The organism is Microbacterium luticellae (assembly GCF_050408645.1).
GTDB lineage: Bacteria > Actinomycetota > Actinomycetes > Actinomycetales > Microbacteriaceae > Microbacterium.
Genome location: NZ_JBNTKE010000006.1, coordinates 25624 through 41844 on the forward strand (window position 1 = coordinate 25624; position 16221 = coordinate 41844).

Annotated in this window: 17 protein-coding genes; 7 read left to right on the forward strand and 10 right to left on the reverse strand. The window is 61.1% G+C overall.

What is annotated here, in order from left to right; genetic code table 11:
* Positions 1–18 precede the first annotated feature (18 nt).
* Positions 19–1380, forward strand: coding sequence for an MFS transporter (locus ACQUSW_RS12575; RefSeq protein WP_428932655.1), 1362 nt, complete (start codon positions 19–21; stop codon positions 1378–1380).
* Here the strand turns inward: ACQUSW_RS12575 and ACQUSW_RS12580 are convergent.
* Positions 1331–2554, reverse strand: coding sequence for an NAD(P)/FAD-dependent oxidoreductase (locus tag ACQUSW_RS12580; protein ID WP_428932656.1), 1224 nt, complete (start codon positions 2552–2554; stop codon positions 1331–1333). The genes ACQUSW_RS12575 and ACQUSW_RS12580 overlap by 50 nt on opposite strands.
* A gap of 147 nt (positions 2555–2701) precedes the next feature.
* Between ACQUSW_RS12580 and ACQUSW_RS12585 the strand changes: the two genes are divergently transcribed.
* Entirely contained in the window at positions 2702–3205 is a 504-nt protein-coding gene (locus ACQUSW_RS12585; protein WP_428932657.1) for an Lrp/AsnC family transcriptional regulator, read from the forward strand.
* Here the strand turns inward: ACQUSW_RS12585 and ACQUSW_RS12590 are convergent.
* Together ACQUSW_RS12590 and ACQUSW_RS12595 are read right to left on the reverse strand one after the other, a co-directional pair.
* Positions 3202–4368 carry an ROK family transcriptional regulator gene (locus ACQUSW_RS12590; RefSeq protein WP_428932658.1) on the reverse strand — a complete coding sequence of 389 codons (1167 nt, stop codon included), beginning with the start codon at positions 4366–4368 and terminating at the stop codon, positions 3202–3204. The two genes, ACQUSW_RS12585 and ACQUSW_RS12590, sit on opposite strands and share 4 nt — an antisense overlap.
* A 2-nt stretch (positions 4369–4370) precedes the next feature.
* A complete protein-coding gene (locus ACQUSW_RS12595; protein WP_428932659.1) occupies positions 4371–4670 on the reverse strand; it encodes a chorismate mutase in 300 nt (99 codons plus the stop codon).
* A gap of 108 nt (positions 4671–4778) precedes the next feature.
* On the opposite strand from ACQUSW_RS12595, the gene ACQUSW_RS12600 reads away from it, so the two are divergent.
* The 4 genes from ACQUSW_RS12600 to ACQUSW_RS12615 are packed head-to-tail and all read left to right on the forward strand — an operon-like array spanning position 4779 to position 8338.
* Entirely contained in the window at positions 4779–5948 is a 1170-nt protein-coding gene (locus tag ACQUSW_RS12600) for an AI-2E family transporter (RefSeq protein WP_428932660.1), read from the forward strand.
* A 34-nt stretch (positions 5949–5982) separates the two neighbouring features.
* A complete protein-coding gene (gene trxA, locus ACQUSW_RS12605; protein ID WP_428932661.1) occupies positions 5983–6363 on the forward strand; it encodes a thioredoxin in 381 nt (126 codons plus the stop codon).
* A 9-nt stretch (positions 6364–6372) separates the two neighbouring features.
* Positions 6373–8073 (forward strand): FAD-dependent oxidoreductase, encoded by a 1701-nt coding sequence (locus ACQUSW_RS12610; protein ID WP_428932662.1) that lies wholly within the window; start codon positions 6373–6375, stop codon positions 8071–8073.
* Positions 8060–8338 (forward strand): metal-sensitive transcriptional regulator, encoded by a 279-nt coding sequence (locus ACQUSW_RS12615; protein WP_428932663.1) that lies wholly within the window; start codon positions 8060–8062, stop codon positions 8336–8338. The genes ACQUSW_RS12610 and ACQUSW_RS12615 overlap by 14 nt, the downstream gene beginning before the upstream one ends.
* A gap of 76 nt (positions 8339–8414) precedes the next feature.
* Here the strand turns inward: ACQUSW_RS12615 and ACQUSW_RS12620 are convergent, their stop codons facing one another.
* From ACQUSW_RS12620 to ACQUSW_RS12650, 7 genes are all read right to left on the reverse strand, one after another.
* Complete coding sequence (locus ACQUSW_RS12620; RefSeq protein WP_428932664.1) at positions 8415–9353, reverse strand: ABC transporter substrate-binding protein; 939 nt, start codon at positions 9351–9353, stop codon at positions 8415–8417.
* Positions 9354–9380: 27 nt separating this feature from the next.
* Positions 9381–10124, reverse strand: a complete 744-nt coding sequence (locus tag ACQUSW_RS12625) for an ABC transporter permease (RefSeq protein ID WP_428932665.1) — start codon at positions 10122–10124, stop codon at positions 9381–9383.
* On the reverse strand, positions 10121–10783 hold the full coding sequence (locus ACQUSW_RS12630) for an ABC transporter permease (RefSeq protein WP_428932763.1): 663 nt from the start codon (positions 10781–10783) through the stop codon (positions 10121–10123). Before ACQUSW_RS12630 ends, ACQUSW_RS12625 begins: the two co-directional genes overlap by 4 nt.
* A 1-nt stretch (position 10784) precedes the next feature.
* Complete coding sequence (locus ACQUSW_RS12635) at positions 10785–11597, reverse strand: ABC transporter ATP-binding protein (RefSeq protein ID WP_428932666.1); 813 nt, start codon at positions 11595–11597, stop codon at positions 10785–10787.
* Between the two features lie 247 nt (positions 11598–11844).
* Complete coding sequence (locus ACQUSW_RS12640; RefSeq protein ID WP_428932667.1) at positions 11845–12876, reverse strand: lactonase family protein; 1032 nt, start codon at positions 12874–12876, stop codon at positions 11845–11847.
* A gap of 88 nt (positions 12877–12964) precedes the next feature.
* Positions 12965–14251, reverse strand: a complete 1287-nt coding sequence (locus ACQUSW_RS12645; RefSeq protein ID WP_428932668.1) for an adenylosuccinate synthase — start codon at positions 14249–14251, stop codon at positions 12965–12967.
* A gap of 725 nt (positions 14252–14976) precedes the next feature.
* Entirely contained in the window at positions 14977–15276 is a 300-nt protein-coding gene (locus ACQUSW_RS12650) for a hypothetical protein (RefSeq protein ID WP_428932669.1), read from the reverse strand.
* Here ACQUSW_RS12650 and ACQUSW_RS12655 point away from each other — a divergent pair.
* Positions 15257–16219 (forward strand): AAA family ATPase, encoded by a 963-nt coding sequence (locus ACQUSW_RS12655; protein ID WP_428932670.1) that lies wholly within the window; start codon positions 15257–15259, stop codon positions 16217–16219. The genes ACQUSW_RS12650 and ACQUSW_RS12655 overlap by 20 nt on opposite strands.
* The last annotated feature ends 2 nt before the right edge of the window (positions 16220–16221 follow it).

Genomic DNA, 16221 nt, shown 5'->3' on the forward strand with positions numbered 1-16221 from the left:
CAACTATAGTCGGTGACTATGACCACTGTCTTGCACAGCAACCGTCGCTATTTGGCATGGCTCATCAGCGACACCACCAAGGGCCTCGCGCAGGCACTTTTTGCCTTTGCTGTGCCCCTCATTGCGCTCATCGTCACCGATGACCCGGCTCAAGCCGGCATCATTGGCGCGGTGAGCGGAGGAATGCGCGTGACGCTCATGCTGTACGGCGGGGTGCTCGCCGATCGCCGCAACCGCATAGCGCTCATGATCATGGGCTCGGTACTTGGTGCCCTTATCGCACTGGCTTTTCTCCTGCTCGCCCTTGGCGAAGCACTCACCTTCACCACGCTGCTCGTGCTAACTGCAGCTCTCGCTGCCCGCGGCGGAATCTACGACACTGCAGGAGAAAGCGCGCTGAAAGACATCGTCACCGACGACACCATGGGCCGCGCACAGTCGGCCAACCAGGCCCGCGATGCGGCACTCCAGCTGGCGGGCGGGCCACTCGGCGGCATGCTTCTGACCGGGGGCGCCTGGCTTGTCGCCGCCGTCATGGGCGTGCTGCACGCCATCGCTGGGTTTACCGCATGGCTCATCCCCCGTACGCGAGGACCACGGTGCCTTCCCGCCGCGCCGGAATCACGCTCCGTCGCACGCACGACCTCGATGCTCCACGACGCACGCGAAGGCTTCTCGTGGCTGTTTTCTCGGGCCGACACTCGCGGCAGTCTCATGGTGCTCACCACCATCAACCTGGGTGTGAACACTGCGATGGTCACCGTCACCTACGCCCTGCAGCAAGACGGCTATTCGCCCACCATCATCGGGTGGGTGGGCACGGGTTTCGGAGTGGCCATGCTGCTCGGGGCGCTCGGTGCCACATTCCTGGTCAGCCGCATCGGAGCGGGTGCCATCCTTATCGCGGGGCTCATCGTGTTCACCCTCTGCACGGCAGCGGTCTCAGCGCTTCGCGACCCTATTGGCATCGTTATTGCCCTGGGCGTTCCCGGCCTTATTCTTCCTGCCATTAACGCCGCGATCGGGGGCTATTTTATGGTCGCCACTCCCACCGAGCTCATGGGTCGCGCGTCGAGTGCCATGGGAATCTTCAGCATGGGTTCCATGCCGTTTGCTCCGCTCATTGCCGGGTTTGGTCTTGCTCTGTGGGGTCGAGGCGCCACGATTCTCATCGGCGCGGGCATCTGTGCCGCGGCAGCGATCTTGGCCATCACGACACCGGCGCTTCGCTCTATCCCTGCCGAAAAGAAGTGGGCCGCGCACGCCCGGCAATTCCAGCATCCGGAAACCTGCACTCAGCCGAACGACTCAGGCGCTACCGCAATAGGGCCTACCGCAGCGGATCAAACGGTGCGATCGCCGGGTCAACGCGACCGGTAACGATCTGTTCGGCGAGCAGCTTGCCCGTTGCCGGACCGAGCACGATTCCCCACATGCCGTGTCCACCCGCCACATAAACGTTCGGGGCCTGCGTGGCACCCACCAGTGGCAGGCCATCAGGAGTCACCGGCCGCGAGCCCACCCATTCGTCGTGCCTGTTCTCAAGATCGACGCCCGTGAGCAGGTGGCGCGACTGCGCAATGATGGCTTCGACACGACGCGGCTGGAACGGCTCATCGGGGCCGCGAAATTCCATCGTGCCGGCGATACGAAAACGCCCCTGGTACGGCGTGCATGCAATGCGCTGGAAGGGCAAATACACCGGATGCTTCGCAGGCTGCTCGCTCTCGACAGTAAACGAATAACCGCGCCCGGCCTGCACCCGCGTGCGCACCCCCAGCTGCCGGGCAAGTTTCGGCATCCATGCGCCGGTGGCAATCACCACGGAGTCGGCTTCGAGGCGCTCACCGTTCGACAGCGTGACGACGGGCCGTCTGGTCGACGAAACATCGGTCACCTCAACGCCGGTCATCAGCTGTGCGCCGCGCTGCACTACGGCATCACCCAGCGCCTCAACGTAGGGCGCTGGTTCAATAAATCGTTGGCCCTCCAGGCGATACGCGACCTTGACCGCGTCAGACAGCTGCGGGGCCAGTTCTTGGGGGTTTTGCAGCCGCTCAAAGGGTACGTCTTGGCCGTGGCGAATGACGCCTTCTACCTCTGACAAAAACCCTTTCGAATGTGCTTCTTCTGCAAAACCGATAACAAAGGGCCCCTCACGCGTCCACGAATCAACCCCGCCCGCTTCGAGTTCATCGAAGCATTCCAGAGCGATCTTGTCGATGGGGGTGAGCGCTGCCATGGTGCGATCCCAGGCCCGGTTCGTACCGTGCATGGCGAACTGCGCCAAAAAAGTCCACAGCGTCGGGTCAACGCGAAACGGCACGTGCAGCGCAGCATCCGGATCAATCAGTGCCTTCGGCCCGTACGTCCATAGGCTGGGGTCGGCCAGAGGAATAGCCTTGCCCGGCGTGAGCCAACCGGCGTTTCCCCACGATGAACCGGCAGCGATTCCGGTGCGGTCGATAACCGTCACCTCAACACCACGTTCTTGCAGGTGCCAGGCTGTGGCTAGGCCCACCATTCCCGCACCAACAACAATTGTGCGCGTCATTGCGTTTCCTCCGTTCAGGCACGAAAAACCGAGAGTAGCTTCTGCTGTGATTATGCAGAATTTGCGCGAGAATATGTTGCGGAACGAAGATTCTTCGATTCAGAAATTTTTCATTAAATAATCTGCGACTCAAGGGGCGAGTACACGATGCCAACGGGCGATTCTTCATTGCGCATACAGCGCGGTCTGCACCACCACAGCGACCTCGACGATGTCGACCTCACGCTCGTCAACGAGCTCAGCCGCAATGGCCGCCTTGCCAACTCCGAGCTCGCTGCCCGCGCAGGCATCGCCGAATCCACGTGCCTCAACCGCGTGCGCTCGCTGGTTATGCGCGGGGTCATCACCGGTTTTTATGCCGATGTGTCACCGACTGCCCTGGGCCTTCACCTCGAAGCCCTCATCACTATTCGCTTGCATGCACATGCCCGGGGCGATCTGCGTCGCTTTCAGAAGTATCTCGAAAACCTCTCCGCCACGCAGCGCGTATATTTCTTGGCCGGCGACCGCGATTTTCTCGTGCACGTTGCTGTGCACGACGCCGGTGCGCTTCGCGAACTCGTGAGCGACACTCTCAGCCTGCGCCCCGAAGTCGCCTCGACGAGCACGAGCCTGATCTTTGCCCACGCCGCGGGAAAAAGAGGACTCTAGCGGCCAGCATCCGGATGCATCTGAGCCGGCCCCCACGCAAGACCCAGCGCAATCTGCAGAGCCGCCTGCCCCACACCCGCAAACGGTGCCGCACCCTGTCGGGCAAAGCGCACGGGAACAGGCAGGGTTCCGCGCGGCGGGTCGGCGAGCACGCTCTGCACTCGACGCAAGAACGGTTCGCCCAGCACATGCGCAGCACCACCCAGCACAACCTCGCGCGGCGCAAGCATGGCCGACAGCAACGACAGGGTTTGGGCTAACGCCAACGCACCCTGATCAATGCGTTCCGGGTCGGCCGCGGTCACGTGCCGTGCGAGCGCATCGTGATCGGTGTTTTCAGTAAAGTCAATGCCCACCATCGCCTGGAACGATGCCACCGCTTCGAGACAACCAATCCGTCCACACTCACACCGCATATCGTGGCCGCCCACAAGCGAACGCACGTGCCCAATCTCGCCCGTGCGACCCTGCTTCCCGGCCAACAGTCGACCATCGATCGTGACCGCCGCACCCACACCCTCGCCCATATAGGCAAAAAGTCGAAGCCCCGAAGGTTCACTGTCGAGCAGGGCCTCGGTGACGGCTGCGGCGTCTACGTCGTTAACGAGCCGAATCGGGCCCGAAAATACTTCGCTGATCGGTTCGGCGATATCGGTATCGTGCCATCCCATCGCGACGCTTTCGAGCACGGCCTCACCATCGGTAGCACCCTGCACCTGCACGGCAATACTCAATAGACGATCGCCATAGTCGTGTTGCCACTGCTGCGCGATGGCAACGATCGCCGCGATATGTGTTGTGGGGGTGCCTTCGACTCGCTGCTCGGTGATGACGGTGGCGTTCAAATCCAACAGCGCCGCACGAATATCGCTCGGAGTAACAACAAACACACCCAGCGCATAATACGATCCGTCAACATGCAAAGTGGTGGCGCGTTTGCCGCCACTACTGGCCGCCTGCTCGCCTTCAACAACCAGATTCGCATCAATCAACTGCGCGACGAGTGACGACGCCGTCGCCGCAGTCACCCCGGTCGTGCGCGCAATCTCGGCACGAGTAGCAATCCCCGGATGCTGCACAATAACCTGCATCGCACGCCGCAGGTTGTCATGTCGCAGCAGCGAACGTGACTCATCAGCCTCGTTACGTGCCCGCCTGGCCACAATCACTGCCCTTCCGCGGCAGCCGTGTGATGACGAATCACCTCGGCAACAACAAAGTTGAACCACTTCTCGGCAAACTCAGGATCAAGATGCGCCTCGGCCGCCAAAGCCTTCAAACGGGCAACCTGCTGCTCTTCGCGGCCCGGGTCAGAGGGTGGCATCCGGTGTGTTGCTTTTAACTGCCCGACCTGCTGCGTGCAACGAAACCTTTCGGCAAGCATAAAAACCAGGGCGGCATCAATATTGTCAATGCTGGCGCGCAGACGCAGCAGTTCAGCGCGGGGATCTTCGACAGCGGTCATGCGTGCCCTCCTTCTTGCGGCACTATTGACGATAGTCGCTGCCCACACACCACCTCGATCACGGCACGGCAAACCCACAAGTCACAGCGGACAACATAGTGTGGTGCCATGAAGGCGAAGAAGAAAATGCGGAGCCCTGCCGAAGCCGTGAGCGTGACGCACGATCACCCCTCGGCGGCGCTGACCGACGGAAGCAACGCCCGTGCGTTCTGGGCTCGGCTCGACAAACCATTCGCCATCGGTTTTCTGCTCACCCTCGGTGGGCTCACCGCCTTTGTCTTGGGACTCACCCTCGTCAACCTGTCGACCGTACTCATCTATATTGCCCTCGCACTCTTTGCGGCACTCGGCCTCGACCCGGCCGTGCGTTGGCTCGAAAAACGCGGAATTTCGCGCCCGTGGGCCGTCGTAATCGTGATCGTTGGCTTTGCCGCCGTGCTCGCCATCATCGTGCTGTCGATTCTGCCGACAGTGATCTCACAGATCACCTCGTTTGTGCAATCAATCCCCGACACCATCGACACCTTCTTAGCCAGCGATGTCTATGCGCGGCTGCAAACCCAGTTTGGTGGCGGCATCGGTGACCTCATGGGCGAGGTCGAAAAAGTTCTCAGCGACCCCGACAAGCTCATGCAGATTCTTGGCGGAGCCGCACAGGTCGGCGGCGCTGCCCTGCAGGTGGGCGGCGCCATCGCAAGCGGCCTCTCCGGCGCCCTCATCGTTATCGTGCTGACCCTCTACTTCTTAGCAACCCTGCCCAGCATGAAAGACGGCCTCCTGCGCCTTGCCCCCGCCCGCGACCGCCGCGGAATTGGCGAAATCGTCACCGAAATCACCAACTCGGTCGGCGGCTACGTCATGGGCATGGTCGTTCTCGCACTCTTCAACGCAGCACTCGTATTTGTACTGCACCTCGTACTGCAACTGCCCTTTCCACCACTCATGGCTACAGCCGCATTCCTCATCACCCTCATCCCGCTCGTCGGTTCCGTACTGTTTTGGGTGTTCGGCACGGTACTGGCCCTGTTCACAAGCCCCGTAGCGGCACTCATCTTCGCTCTCGTCTACGTCGTGTACATGCAGGTGGAGGCCTACTTCATCACACCACGCGTCATGAACCGCGCCATCGCCATTCCTGGTTCCCTCGTCGTGATCGGTGCACTCGTGGGAGGCACCCTGCTGGGGCTGCTGGGAGCCCTGGTGGCGGTGCCGGTTACCGCATCGGTTCTCATCATCATTAAAAAGGTGTGGATTCCCCGGCAAGATTCCCGCACATAGAGCGCTTATACCCCCTGGGGTATAAGGTGGGCCCATGGCTACCATCGAAATCACCTCTGACAACCTCGAACAGACCATCACCGACAACTCCATTGTGCTGCTGGACTTCTGGGCTGAATGGTGTGGTCCGTGCCGCACATTTGGGCCCATTTTTGAACAGGCTGCGCAAGAGAACCCCGATATCGTCTTCGGCAAAATCGATACCGAGGCACAGCAACGCCTAGCGGCCGACTTTCGCATCACGTCGATTCCGACGCTCATGGCCTTCCGCGACGAAATCATCGTTTTTGCTCAGCCCGGCGCCCTGCCGTCCGCACAGTTGACCCAGGTCATCGAAGCCGTACGCGGCCTCGACATGGACGACGTTCGCAAGCAGCTTGCCGAGCAAGACGCCGCCGACACAGAAGCTCCGTAGGAGAACACCGTGCGTATCGTCATTGTGGGCGGAGTCTCCGGAGGCATGAGCTGTGCAGCCCGTGCACGCCGCATCGATGAGTCTGCCGAGATTATTGTTCTGGAACGCGGCCCCTACGTTTCGTTCGCCAACTGCGGGCTCCCCTACTACGTCAGTGGCGAAATCACCGACCGTGCCGACCTTCTCGTGCAAACACCCGAGCGGCTCGCTGCCTCTCTCAACCTTGACGTACGGCCGCATCACGACGTCACGGGTGTTGACCCCGACAATCGCACCATGACCGTTGCCACACCGGAGGGCACACAAACTCTTTCCTACGATGCACTCGTGCTCGCACCCGGGGCACAGGCCTTTCGCCCGCCCATAGACGGCATCGATGAATCTACCCGCGTGCGCACCCTGCGAACCGTCGACGACGCCATTACCCTGCGCGACCGAGTCGATGCAGGCGCACAGAAAGCCGTCGTGCTCGGGGCCGGTTTTATCGGCATCGAAGCGGCCGAGGCGCTGGCCCTGCAAGGGCTCGACACCACGGTCATCGAACTAGCCGACCATGTGCTCCCGCCGCTCGATGATGAGCCCGCGTGGTTCATCACGAACGAGCTTGCGCGTTTGGGTATTACCGTACGCACAGGCGTGTCGGCCGAGCGCATCACGCCCGGCGCTCAAGCCGACACGGTGCACCTCAGCGACGGCACAACAGCCGAGGCCGACATCATCGTGCTGTCGGTTGGTGTACGCCCCGACACAGCAGTGTTCGAAGCAGCCGGAATTCCCACCGAGAACGGCGCCATCACCGTCGACGAACACGGCCGCACCGGCAAGCCACACATTTGGGCGGTCGGCGATGCAACCGCGAGCATCGACGCCGTCACCGGCATCCGGCGCCCCGTTGCCCTCGCTGGCCCCGCCAACCGAGCGGGCGGACGCGTTGCCGACAGTATTCTGCGCCCCGATACAGCGCGCCCCATACCGCGTCCGCTCGGAACAGCGATTGTGCGCGTGGGCACACTCACGGCAGCCATGACCGGAGCCGGCCGTGAATCGCTGCGCAAGGCATCGATCCCGTTCACTACCGCCCACCTGCACCCTCCGCAGCACGCCGGATATTTTCCTGGCGCCTCACCCATGCACATCACCGTGCACTTCGCACCCGACACCGGGCAACTGTTGGGTGCACAAATCGTCGGACCCGACGGTGTCGATAAGCGCATCGATCTGTTTGCCACGGCCCTTCGAGCACAGTGGTCGATCACAGAACTCAGCGATCTCGACCTGGCCTACTCACCGCCCTACGGTGCGGCTAAAGACCCCATCAACCTCGCCGGCATGGTCGGTGCCAATATGCTCGACGGCACGCTCGCCACATGGAACGCCCGCGAACTCGACCATGTGCGCGCCACCGCTGTCATTCTCGACGTGCGCACCGACGAAGAAATCGCCACCGGAATGATCACCGGAGCACTCCACATTCCGCACACTGAACTACGCTCACGCCTCGACGAGGTGCGCGCGGCAGCACACGGCCGCCCTGTTCGTGTGATGTGCGCCTCGGGTGTGCGCTCAGCGATTGCGCACCGGGTGCTCGTGCAAGCAGGGTTCGATTCGGCTTCGCTCTCGGGGGGCATGATCACCCTCCGCGCACTACTGGGCAACCGCATCGATTCTGTTCTCACTTCGCGAAAGGAGTCAGATCGTGAGCCTTTCTGATCCGGATGCTGCTCGCCGACGCGTCATCAATCGTCTCAAACGAGCCCGTGGCCAACTCGATGCCGTGATCACCGCGGTCGAAGACGACTCGTCCTGCCGCGACGTCATTACCCAGCTGGCCGCCGTCACCCATGCGCTGCAACGAGCGGGGTTCGTGATCGTTGCCGAGACTATGAAAGATTGTCTCGAATCGCCCGACGGCACGCGCACGCACGATGGCCTCAGCACCGACGAACTCGAGAAAATCTTTCTCACCCTCGCCTAAGCCTTCACACAACAACTGCGCGGGCGCCCCATAGCCATGGGTGCCCGCGCAGTGATGCTTCGATGATCGCCGGTTACTAGATAAGCCCCTGATCGCTCAGCCATGTTTGAGCGATCTCGGGCGCCTCCTGCTGGTCAACCGTGCTGAGAACGTTAAGCGACACCAGTTCGGCAACCGTGAGCTTCGCGCTCACCGCGTTGATAATGTCGGCGACCTGATCAGCCACGCTGCTCGAAACAATCGGCACCACATTCGACGACAAAATCATGTTCTCGGGGTCGTCGAGCGCCACAATATCTTCGGTTTCAAACGCCGGGTCGGCACTATAAATATCGGCAACCTGAATGGTTCCAGCCAGAAGCGCGTCGAGTGTGGTCGGGCCCGTAGCCGAGAACGCCAGATCAACACCATAAACCTGCTGAGCAGCATCCGGGCCGTAGGGGCGCTGCTCAAACTCGGGCGCCGCGCCAATCGTTACCTCGCCATCAACGTTGGCGAGATCAAAGATCGACGTCAGGCCGTGCTCATCCGCAAAAGCCTTCGTGACCGTATATGTGTCTTGGTCACTCGCTTCGGCATAGTCGAGCGCCACCAGGCCCTCCGGTAGCGCCTCTTGCAACGCGGCATACACCTCGTCGGGACTCGTTGCCTGCGTGTCGGGGTCAAAGAACTCCAGCAGATTGCCCGTGTACTCCGGGAACACGGTGATCGCCCCAGAAATAATTTCGGGCATATAAGCATCGCGCTGGCCAATGCTGAACTGACGCTTCACGTCAAGCCCCGCATTTTCGAGAGCCTGCGCATAAATCTCAGCAATAATCTCGTTCGAATAGTACGCCTGTGAACCCACAACGATTGTGCTCTGCTCACCAGCATCCGGAGCCGCAGTGTCGCCGGCGGGCTGATCATCTAACGGATTACCGCTTCCGCACGCGGTAACCAGCATCGCTGTTGCCGCCAACGCAGCAACAGCCCAACCAGCACGGGTGTGACGCAGGGGAAGAAAAGACATCATGAACCTCTCTCTCAAGAAACCAGAAACTTACAGGGGCGACGCCACAGCATCGGCATCCGGATGCTGCTCACCACCTTCATACTCACCGTGTGACGCTGCTGCATCGGCACGGATTCCCTTCGGTACTGCAGCGCGCTGCGCAAGTGCCAACAGCAGATCGGCAGCAAGCGCCAGCGCTGCCACCAAAATTGCGCCGCCCAAAACCTGATCGAACTTGCGCAGCGGGATGCCCTGAATAATGGGCCAACCCAAACCACCCAGGTTTACGTAGGCCGCGATCGTCACGGTGGCGATCACCTGCAGCACTGCCGAACGCAAACCTGCAATCAGCAGCGGTAGACCGAGCGGAATCTCGACCTTCGTGAGAACCTGCCACGGCGTCATGCCCATGGCGCGAGCCGCATCGATAACACGACGATCGATGGCTTCAAAACCCGTATACGCACCGGCCAGCAGCGGCGGGATAGCCAGCAGCACAAAAGTGATCACCGCGGCCAGCGGCGTACGAATCACGCCCAGCAACAGCACCAGAAAAATAAGAAGCCCAAAAGAGGGTAGCGCCCGGGCAGCGCCCGTAAAAGCGACAGCCACCTCACGACCACGGCCCGTATGGCCAATCAGCCAACCGGCCGGAACCGCAATAACAGCGGCCACCACCACCGAGATAATCGTGAACCACAGATGCTGGCCGAAAAGGGTGGGAAGGGAGTAACTGCCTTCCCAGCGGTCGGGCGAAAACAGCCAGGCGAATGCCTCAGCAAAAAGGTTCACTGCACACCACCCGCCCCTGCCAATGTTGTCAGCCGGTTCCACGGCATCAGCACACGACCGAGCAGTACCAGCAGAGCGTCAACCACGAGGGCAATAACCAAAACGGCCAGCACCCCGGCAAAAACCTCGACCACGAGGCGCCGCTGCAGACCCGTCGTAAACAGATAACCGAGGTTATTAACACCGACAAGAATGCCCACGGTCGCCAAAGAAATAGTGCTGACAGCAGCCACCCGCAAACCCGCAAGAATCACCGGCCCGGCCAGCGGAAAATCGACAGCCCAAAAACGACGAAAAGGTCCATACCCGACAGCAGTCGCCGACTCGCGAATAATCGGGTCGACAGCATCGAGACCATCAGCAACCGAGCGCACCAGAATAGCAACAGCGTAAATCGCGAGCGCCACCATCAGGTTCAGCTCGCTCACCACCGAAATGCCCAGCGCTGCTGGCAACAAAATAAGTAGCGCCAGCGAAGGGATCGTGTACAGGAGTCCGGTAATAACGACAATCCATCCGCGTAGCAAACGGTAGCGCCACGCCACCCAGCCGAGCGGAATCGAGACGATAAAACCGGCGGCCAGAGGAATAAAACTCTGCCGCAGATGGATGCCGGTGAGGCTGGCAATCAGCCCGCCGTTATCGATCATCCAGTCCATATCAGTCGCCAATCACGCCCTGCGTGCGCCCCAGACTGTCGACAACAACCGTGCCGCGCGGAGTCTGTTTCAAGCTCAGCGTGCGCGCCCCACGATCAACCCCCACAAAAGACGCCACAAAATCATCGATCGGGTTTTCAATGATTTCGCTCGGGCTGCCCTTTTGCACAATGCGTGCCCCGGCATCAAGAATCACAACCTGATCACCCAGCAAAAAAGCCTCTTCAATATCGTGTGTGACAAACACCACGGTTTTATCGAGTTCGCGCTGCAACCGCACGAGTTCTTGTTGCAGGTCGGCCCGCACGATCGGGTCGACCGCGCCGAAGGGCTCATCCATGAGCAGCACATTGGGGTCGGCTGCCAGCGCTCGCGCCACACCGACCCGCTGCTGCTGCCCACCCGAGAGCTGGGCCGGGTACCGCGTCCCTAGTGCACGATCAAGGCCCACAGTGTCGAGAAGTTCTTGCGCACGACTGTGTGCTGCAGCGCGCGGAGTTCCGGTAATGCGCAGCACCGTTGTCACGTTATCGAGCACACTAAAGTGCGGCATAAGCCCCGAGTTCTGCATCACGTAGCCGATACGGCGGCGCAGTTTCACGGGATCTTGGCCAAGCACACTCTCGTCATCGATGAGCACGTCTCCTGTGCTCGGTTCGACCATGCGGTTGATCATGCGCAGAAGCGTTGTCTTGCCGCATCCGGAAGACCCAACAAACACGGTGGTGCGGCGCGAAGGGATCGTGAGACTGAACTCGTTGACAGCGCGTGTGCCGTCAGCGAATTCTTTTGTTACGGAGCGGAACTCGATCATGCGTGCCCTTCTCCGTGGGCGCCGGTCACAGTGTCGACGGCGGCACCTCCGGGATTCGTGTGGCGTTGGCTGTCATCATGCGTTGGTACGTCTTTATGCGTTGGTACAGTGCGGTCACTTTTGCCGCCGGACGCACCCGCAAGCACAACCGGCTTCTTCGAGCGTAGGCGATTGTGCACGCCTGTGGCAGCCCCGCACACAAACTTTTCGCTTTGGTATGCCGATGTTATGAGTCGGCATAGCAGTGTTATCGGGCGAGTAAGAAGTGCGTCGGCGTGGGGGAATCGATGGTGTTCCGGATGCTACCCGGCACGCCCGTACGACTGTCGAGGTCGATCACCGTAATGGTGTCGCTACGCTGACCGGCAACCAGCAAAACACCCTCGTGCACGAGATGGTGGCGGGGCCAGTCGACGCCGGAATCGGTAACAGCCACGGGTTCTACGGTTTCGCCCGCACCTCGAACGCGAAGCGCGGCAATCGTATTGCTGCCCCGCAGTGCGGTGTACAGCGTCTCGCCGTCACGCGACATGGCAAGCTCCGCCGGGTAGTCGTTACCGACCACTGCCACGGGGGTTGTCAGCGTCGAGGCGACAACACTCCAGCATCCGTCACGGCCCGCAGCGAGCGTAAACACCTCACACGAATATTCGGTGACAACATGCAGGTGACCGCTGGGGTGCACCACCATGTGGCGTGGGCCGGTACCCCGCGGAAGAGTCACCTCGTGGTCAATCGTGAGGCCGGCCGTGGTCAAACGCCAGATGCGCACCAGGTCGTAGCCCAGGTCGGTGGTGGCAATGCGGCCGTCGGGCAAGAACGCCGCAGCATGCGCGTGCGGTTGGCGTTCTTCGGCACCGCCCCCATAGGGGTCGGTCGCTAGCGATGCTGCCGTTGCGCGGCCCAGTCTGCCGTCGGCGGCAATACCGATGCGCACAACATGGCCGTCACCATAGTTGCTGACAATCAGCGCGCTTGCGTCGGCGGCCACCACGGCGTGACACGGGCCGTGTCCCACTGCAATCGACTCACCCCACTGCTCGAGCGAATCTTCACCCGAACGCCGGTAAGCGGTCACAGCATCGCTGCTCTCTTGCACGGCATAAACAATGTCATGCACCGGATGCTGCGCAAGCCACGACGGCGACTGTGCATGCACCGCCGTGCCCCGTACGGCAAGGCTGCTGGCCCGGCCACTTTCGTCGGTTGCGAGCGTGTTGATGCCCGTGCTTGTTCCTTGCATCTCGGCGCTGTATCCGCCGAGCCAAAAGCGTGTCATGCAGTTTTCCTGTGGTCGATTCGGCCTAAGGATAAAAGGGATTGGTGGGCTGGTTGTGGGCTGGTTGTGGGCTGGGTGATAGCCGGGTTTAGTCGACGAGGTCGTGGCGCACAATAACCTGGTCGCGTTCTGGACCAACACCAATCACCGAGATGCGAGTGTTGCTCATCTTCTCGAGTGCCAGCACGTAGTCTTGCGCGTTTTTCGGCAGGTCATCAAAACTGCGGGCCGTCGTGATGTCTTCTTTCCACCCGGGGAACGACTCATAAATGGGCTTCGCGTGGTGGAAGTCAGACTGGTTGACGGGCACATCGTCGTAGCGTTTGCCATCGACGTCGTAGGCCACGCACACCGGAATAGTCTCGAGACCGGTGAGCACGTCGAGCTTGGTGAGCACCAGGTCGGTAATGCCGTTGATACGCGTTGCATAACGGGTGATAGGGGCGTCATACCAGCCAACCCGGCGCGAGCGGCCGGTCGTCGTACCGAATTCGAAGCCCTGCGTGCGCAGCCATTCACCCTGCTCGTCAAAGAGCTCGGTGGGGAACGGGCCAGCACCAACGCGCGTGGTGTATGCCTTCACGATGCCCACAATACGGTCGAGCGAGCCCGGGCCCACTCCAGAACCGGTTGCTGCTCCGCCCGCTGTCGCCGACGACGACGTCACAAACGGGTATGTGCCGTGGTCAACATCGAGCATGGTCGCCTGACCACCCTCGAACACAACAACCTCATTGCGGCGCAGTGCCTCATCGATCAGGTGACCGGTGTCGGCAACCATGGGGCGCAGACGTTCGGTATAAGACAGCAGATCGTCGACAATTTCGTCGCACGTGATCGCCCGGCGGTTAAACACCTTAACCAGCAGGTGGTTCTTCTGATCAAGAGCGCCCTCAACTTTTTGACGCAGAATATTTTCGTCAAAGAGGTCTTGCACGCGGATACCAACACGGTTGATCTTGTCGGCATAGGCCGGGCCAATACCGCGACCCGTCGTGCCAATCTGACGCTTACCCAAGAAACGTTCGGTCACCTTATCGAGCGTGCGATGGTACTGAGTAATAATGTGCGCGTTAGCGCTCACCTTCAGTTTCGAAACATCAACGCCGCGGGCGGCCAAGCCGTCGAGCTCGTGGAAAAGCACCTCAAGGTCAACGACAACGCCATTAGCGATGATCGGAGTAACCCCCGGAGTAAGAATTCCTGAGGGAAGAAGGTGCAGGGCGTATTTTTCGTCGCCGACAACAACCGTGTGGCCCGCGTTATTGCCGCCGTTGAACTTCACCACCCAATCGGTGCGTTCGCCGAGCAGGTCGGTGGCTTTCCCTTTGCCTTCATCGCCCCACTGGACGCCGACGATCACGATTCCTGGCATGCGTGAACCCCCTTGGGTCTCTGCCGTGTAGATGGCCCGACCGGGCGGCACCATCCTACCGGGCATGACCGACACGACCCATTTCGCCGCGCCCCAGGCCGGTTCCGTTGGCGCCGCACCCCCTGGCTCCCCGGCCTGTTCCCGTGGCGCAGCGCCCCTCCCCCCTGGCTCCCTGGCCTGTTCCGTTGGCGTCGCACCCCTCCCCCCTCACCTCGTCGGCCCTGATGTTGACCGAGAACAGGAAAATTGCCCAAAGACGGACGATTCACGCCAAATCATGCGCCATTCGGCAATTTTCCTGTTCTCGGCAACGGGGGTTGGCGGGCAGGAGGTGGAAGCAACAGGTTGGCGGGCAGGAGTTGGAAGCAACAGGTTGGCGGGCAGGAGGTGGAAGCAACGGGTTGGCGGGCAGGAGTACCTGGTAAGGGTGGAACCAACGGGTTGGCGGGCAGGAGTACCTGGTAAGGGTGGAACCAACAGGGTGAGGACAGGGCTGCCGAGTTTCGGCCTACCTGCACCGCACGGGAACAACAGCGGTGCCATTCTGTACAGATTTGACAGGGGTGACGGGTAACCTGGGCACCTGACCGAGCCGACAAACGACCGGAGACGAGAGGCGGCCCGTCCGTGGAGAATCATCGTGATGCGTTCAGCCCTGCACAATCACCCGCAGGCGCGGGCATGGTAGTTCCGCCGCCCCCGCCCGGGCCACTGAGCACACCCTCTCAGCATGGCGCAGCACCAGCACCAGCACCGGCCGCAGCACCAACACCGGCCTCAGCACCCCCAGCGCCACCAGCACCAGCGGCATCCCCTGCCGCGCCACAAGCCTCGTCCGGCAGTGCGCCAGCACCCGCACCCGCACCAACACCCGCACCGGCACCGACCTCGATGGCATCGCCCACCGCGCCACCGACCCCCTCCACCAACTCGTCGGCCTCAACCTCCGCGAGTGACGCAGCCGCATCGGCGGCCAGCCGCGATAAGGCTCCGACACCATCGGAGATGAGTGAGGCTTCACGCATTATCACCGCGGTTTCCGAAGCCTATTCGGCCACGATGGTCGGGCAAGAACGGCTGCGCGCCAGTTTGCTGATTGCGCTGATTGCGGGCGGCCATGTGCTGCTCGAGAGTGTTCCTGGTCTGGCGAAAACGACGGCGGCGAGCACTCTTGCGGCCGCGGTGCAGGCCGACTTTAAGCGTATTCAGTGCACGCCCGATCTTTTGCCGGGCGATATTACGGGCACGCAAATTTACGATGCGTCAACGGGGTCTTTCCGCACCGTTTTGGGTCCGGTGCACGCGAACTTTGTGTTGCTGGATGAAATTAACCGGTCGAGCGCGAAAACGCAGAGCGCCATGTTGGAGGCCATGCAGGAGCGCCAAACAACGATCGGTGGCGAGGTGCATCCGGTTCCGCAACCGTTCTTGGTGATCGCCACGCAAAACCCGATCGAGCAGGAGGGCACCTATGAGCTGCCTGAAGCGCAGATGGACCGTTTCTTGTTGAAAGAAATTGTGGAGTATCCGAGTCCGGCTGATGAGCTCGAGATTCTTGACCGGCTCGACGCGGGAGTGTTCTCTGCTCAGCATGAACAGGCGTCGGTGACTCTGGCCGATATTGAGAAGCTGCAAGAGATTTCGTCGCGCATCTATGTTGATCCGGCCATTCGCAACTATATTGTGTCGCTCGTTTACGTCAGCCGAAACCCCAACGCCTATATCGGCGACAAGCTGGGCGGCTACATCAAATATGGGGCGAGCCCGCGCGGTTCGATCGCTTTCTTGCAGGCGGCTCGCGCGTTAGCGTTGCTGTCGGGGCGTTCGTATGTGGTGCCGGAAGATGTTCGTGCACTGCGCCATGTTGTGCTGCGTCACCGTGTGTTGCTCACGTATGAGGCTGAGGCCGAGGGTGTGCACAGTGAAGAGATTATTGACGCCATTTTTGGTGCTGTTCCAACACCCTGATC

Excerpts from the sequence above, each read along its gene's own strand:
- ACQUSW_RS12640 (WP_428932667.1), bottom strand. The coding sequence starts at position 12,876 with ATGACACGCTTTTGGCTCGGCGGATACAGCGCCGAGATGCAAGGAACA.
- ACQUSW_RS12620 (WP_428932664.1), bottom strand. The coding sequence starts at position 9,353 with ATGATGTCTTTTCTTCCCCTGCGTCACACCCGTGCTGGTTGGGCTGTT.
- ACQUSW_RS12655 (WP_428932670.1), top strand. The coding sequence starts at position 15,257 with ATGAGTGAGGCTTCACGCATTATCACCGCGGTTTCCGAAGCCTATTCG.
- ACQUSW_RS12650 (WP_428932669.1), bottom strand. The coding sequence starts at position 15,276 with ATGCGTGAAGCCTCACTCATCTCCGATGGTGTCGGAGCCTTATCGCGG.
- ACQUSW_RS12600 (WP_428932660.1), top strand. The coding sequence starts at position 4,779 with ATGAAGGCGAAGAAGAAAATGCGGAGCCCTGCCGAAGCCGTGAGCGTG.
- ACQUSW_RS12575 (WP_428932655.1), top strand. The coding sequence starts at position 19 with ATGACCACTGTCTTGCACAGCAACCGTCGCTATTTGGCATGGCTCATC.
- ACQUSW_RS12595 (WP_428932659.1), bottom strand. The coding sequence starts at position 4,670 with ATGACCGCTGTCGAAGATCCCCGCGCTGAACTGCTGCGTCTGCGCGCC.
- ACQUSW_RS12630 (WP_428932763.1), bottom strand. The coding sequence starts at position 10,783 with ATGGACTGGATGATCGATAACGGCGGGCTGATTGCCAGCCTCACCGGC.
- trxA (WP_428932661.1), top strand. The coding sequence starts at position 5,983 with ATGGCTACCATCGAAATCACCTCTGACAACCTCGAACAGACCATCACC.
- ACQUSW_RS12585 (WP_428932657.1), top strand. The coding sequence starts at position 2,702 with ATGCCAACGGGCGATTCTTCATTGCGCATACAGCGCGGTCTGCACCAC.
- ACQUSW_RS12645 (WP_428932668.1), bottom strand. The coding sequence starts at position 14,251 with ATGCCAGGAATCGTGATCGTCGGCGTCCAGTGGGGCGATGAAGGCAAA.
- ACQUSW_RS12580 (WP_428932656.1), bottom strand. The coding sequence starts at position 2,554 with ATGACGCGCACAATTGTTGTTGGTGCGGGAATGGTGGGCCTAGCCACA.
- ACQUSW_RS12635 (WP_428932666.1), bottom strand. The coding sequence starts at position 11,597 with ATGATCGAGTTCCGCTCCGTAACAAAAGAATTCGCTGACGGCACACGC.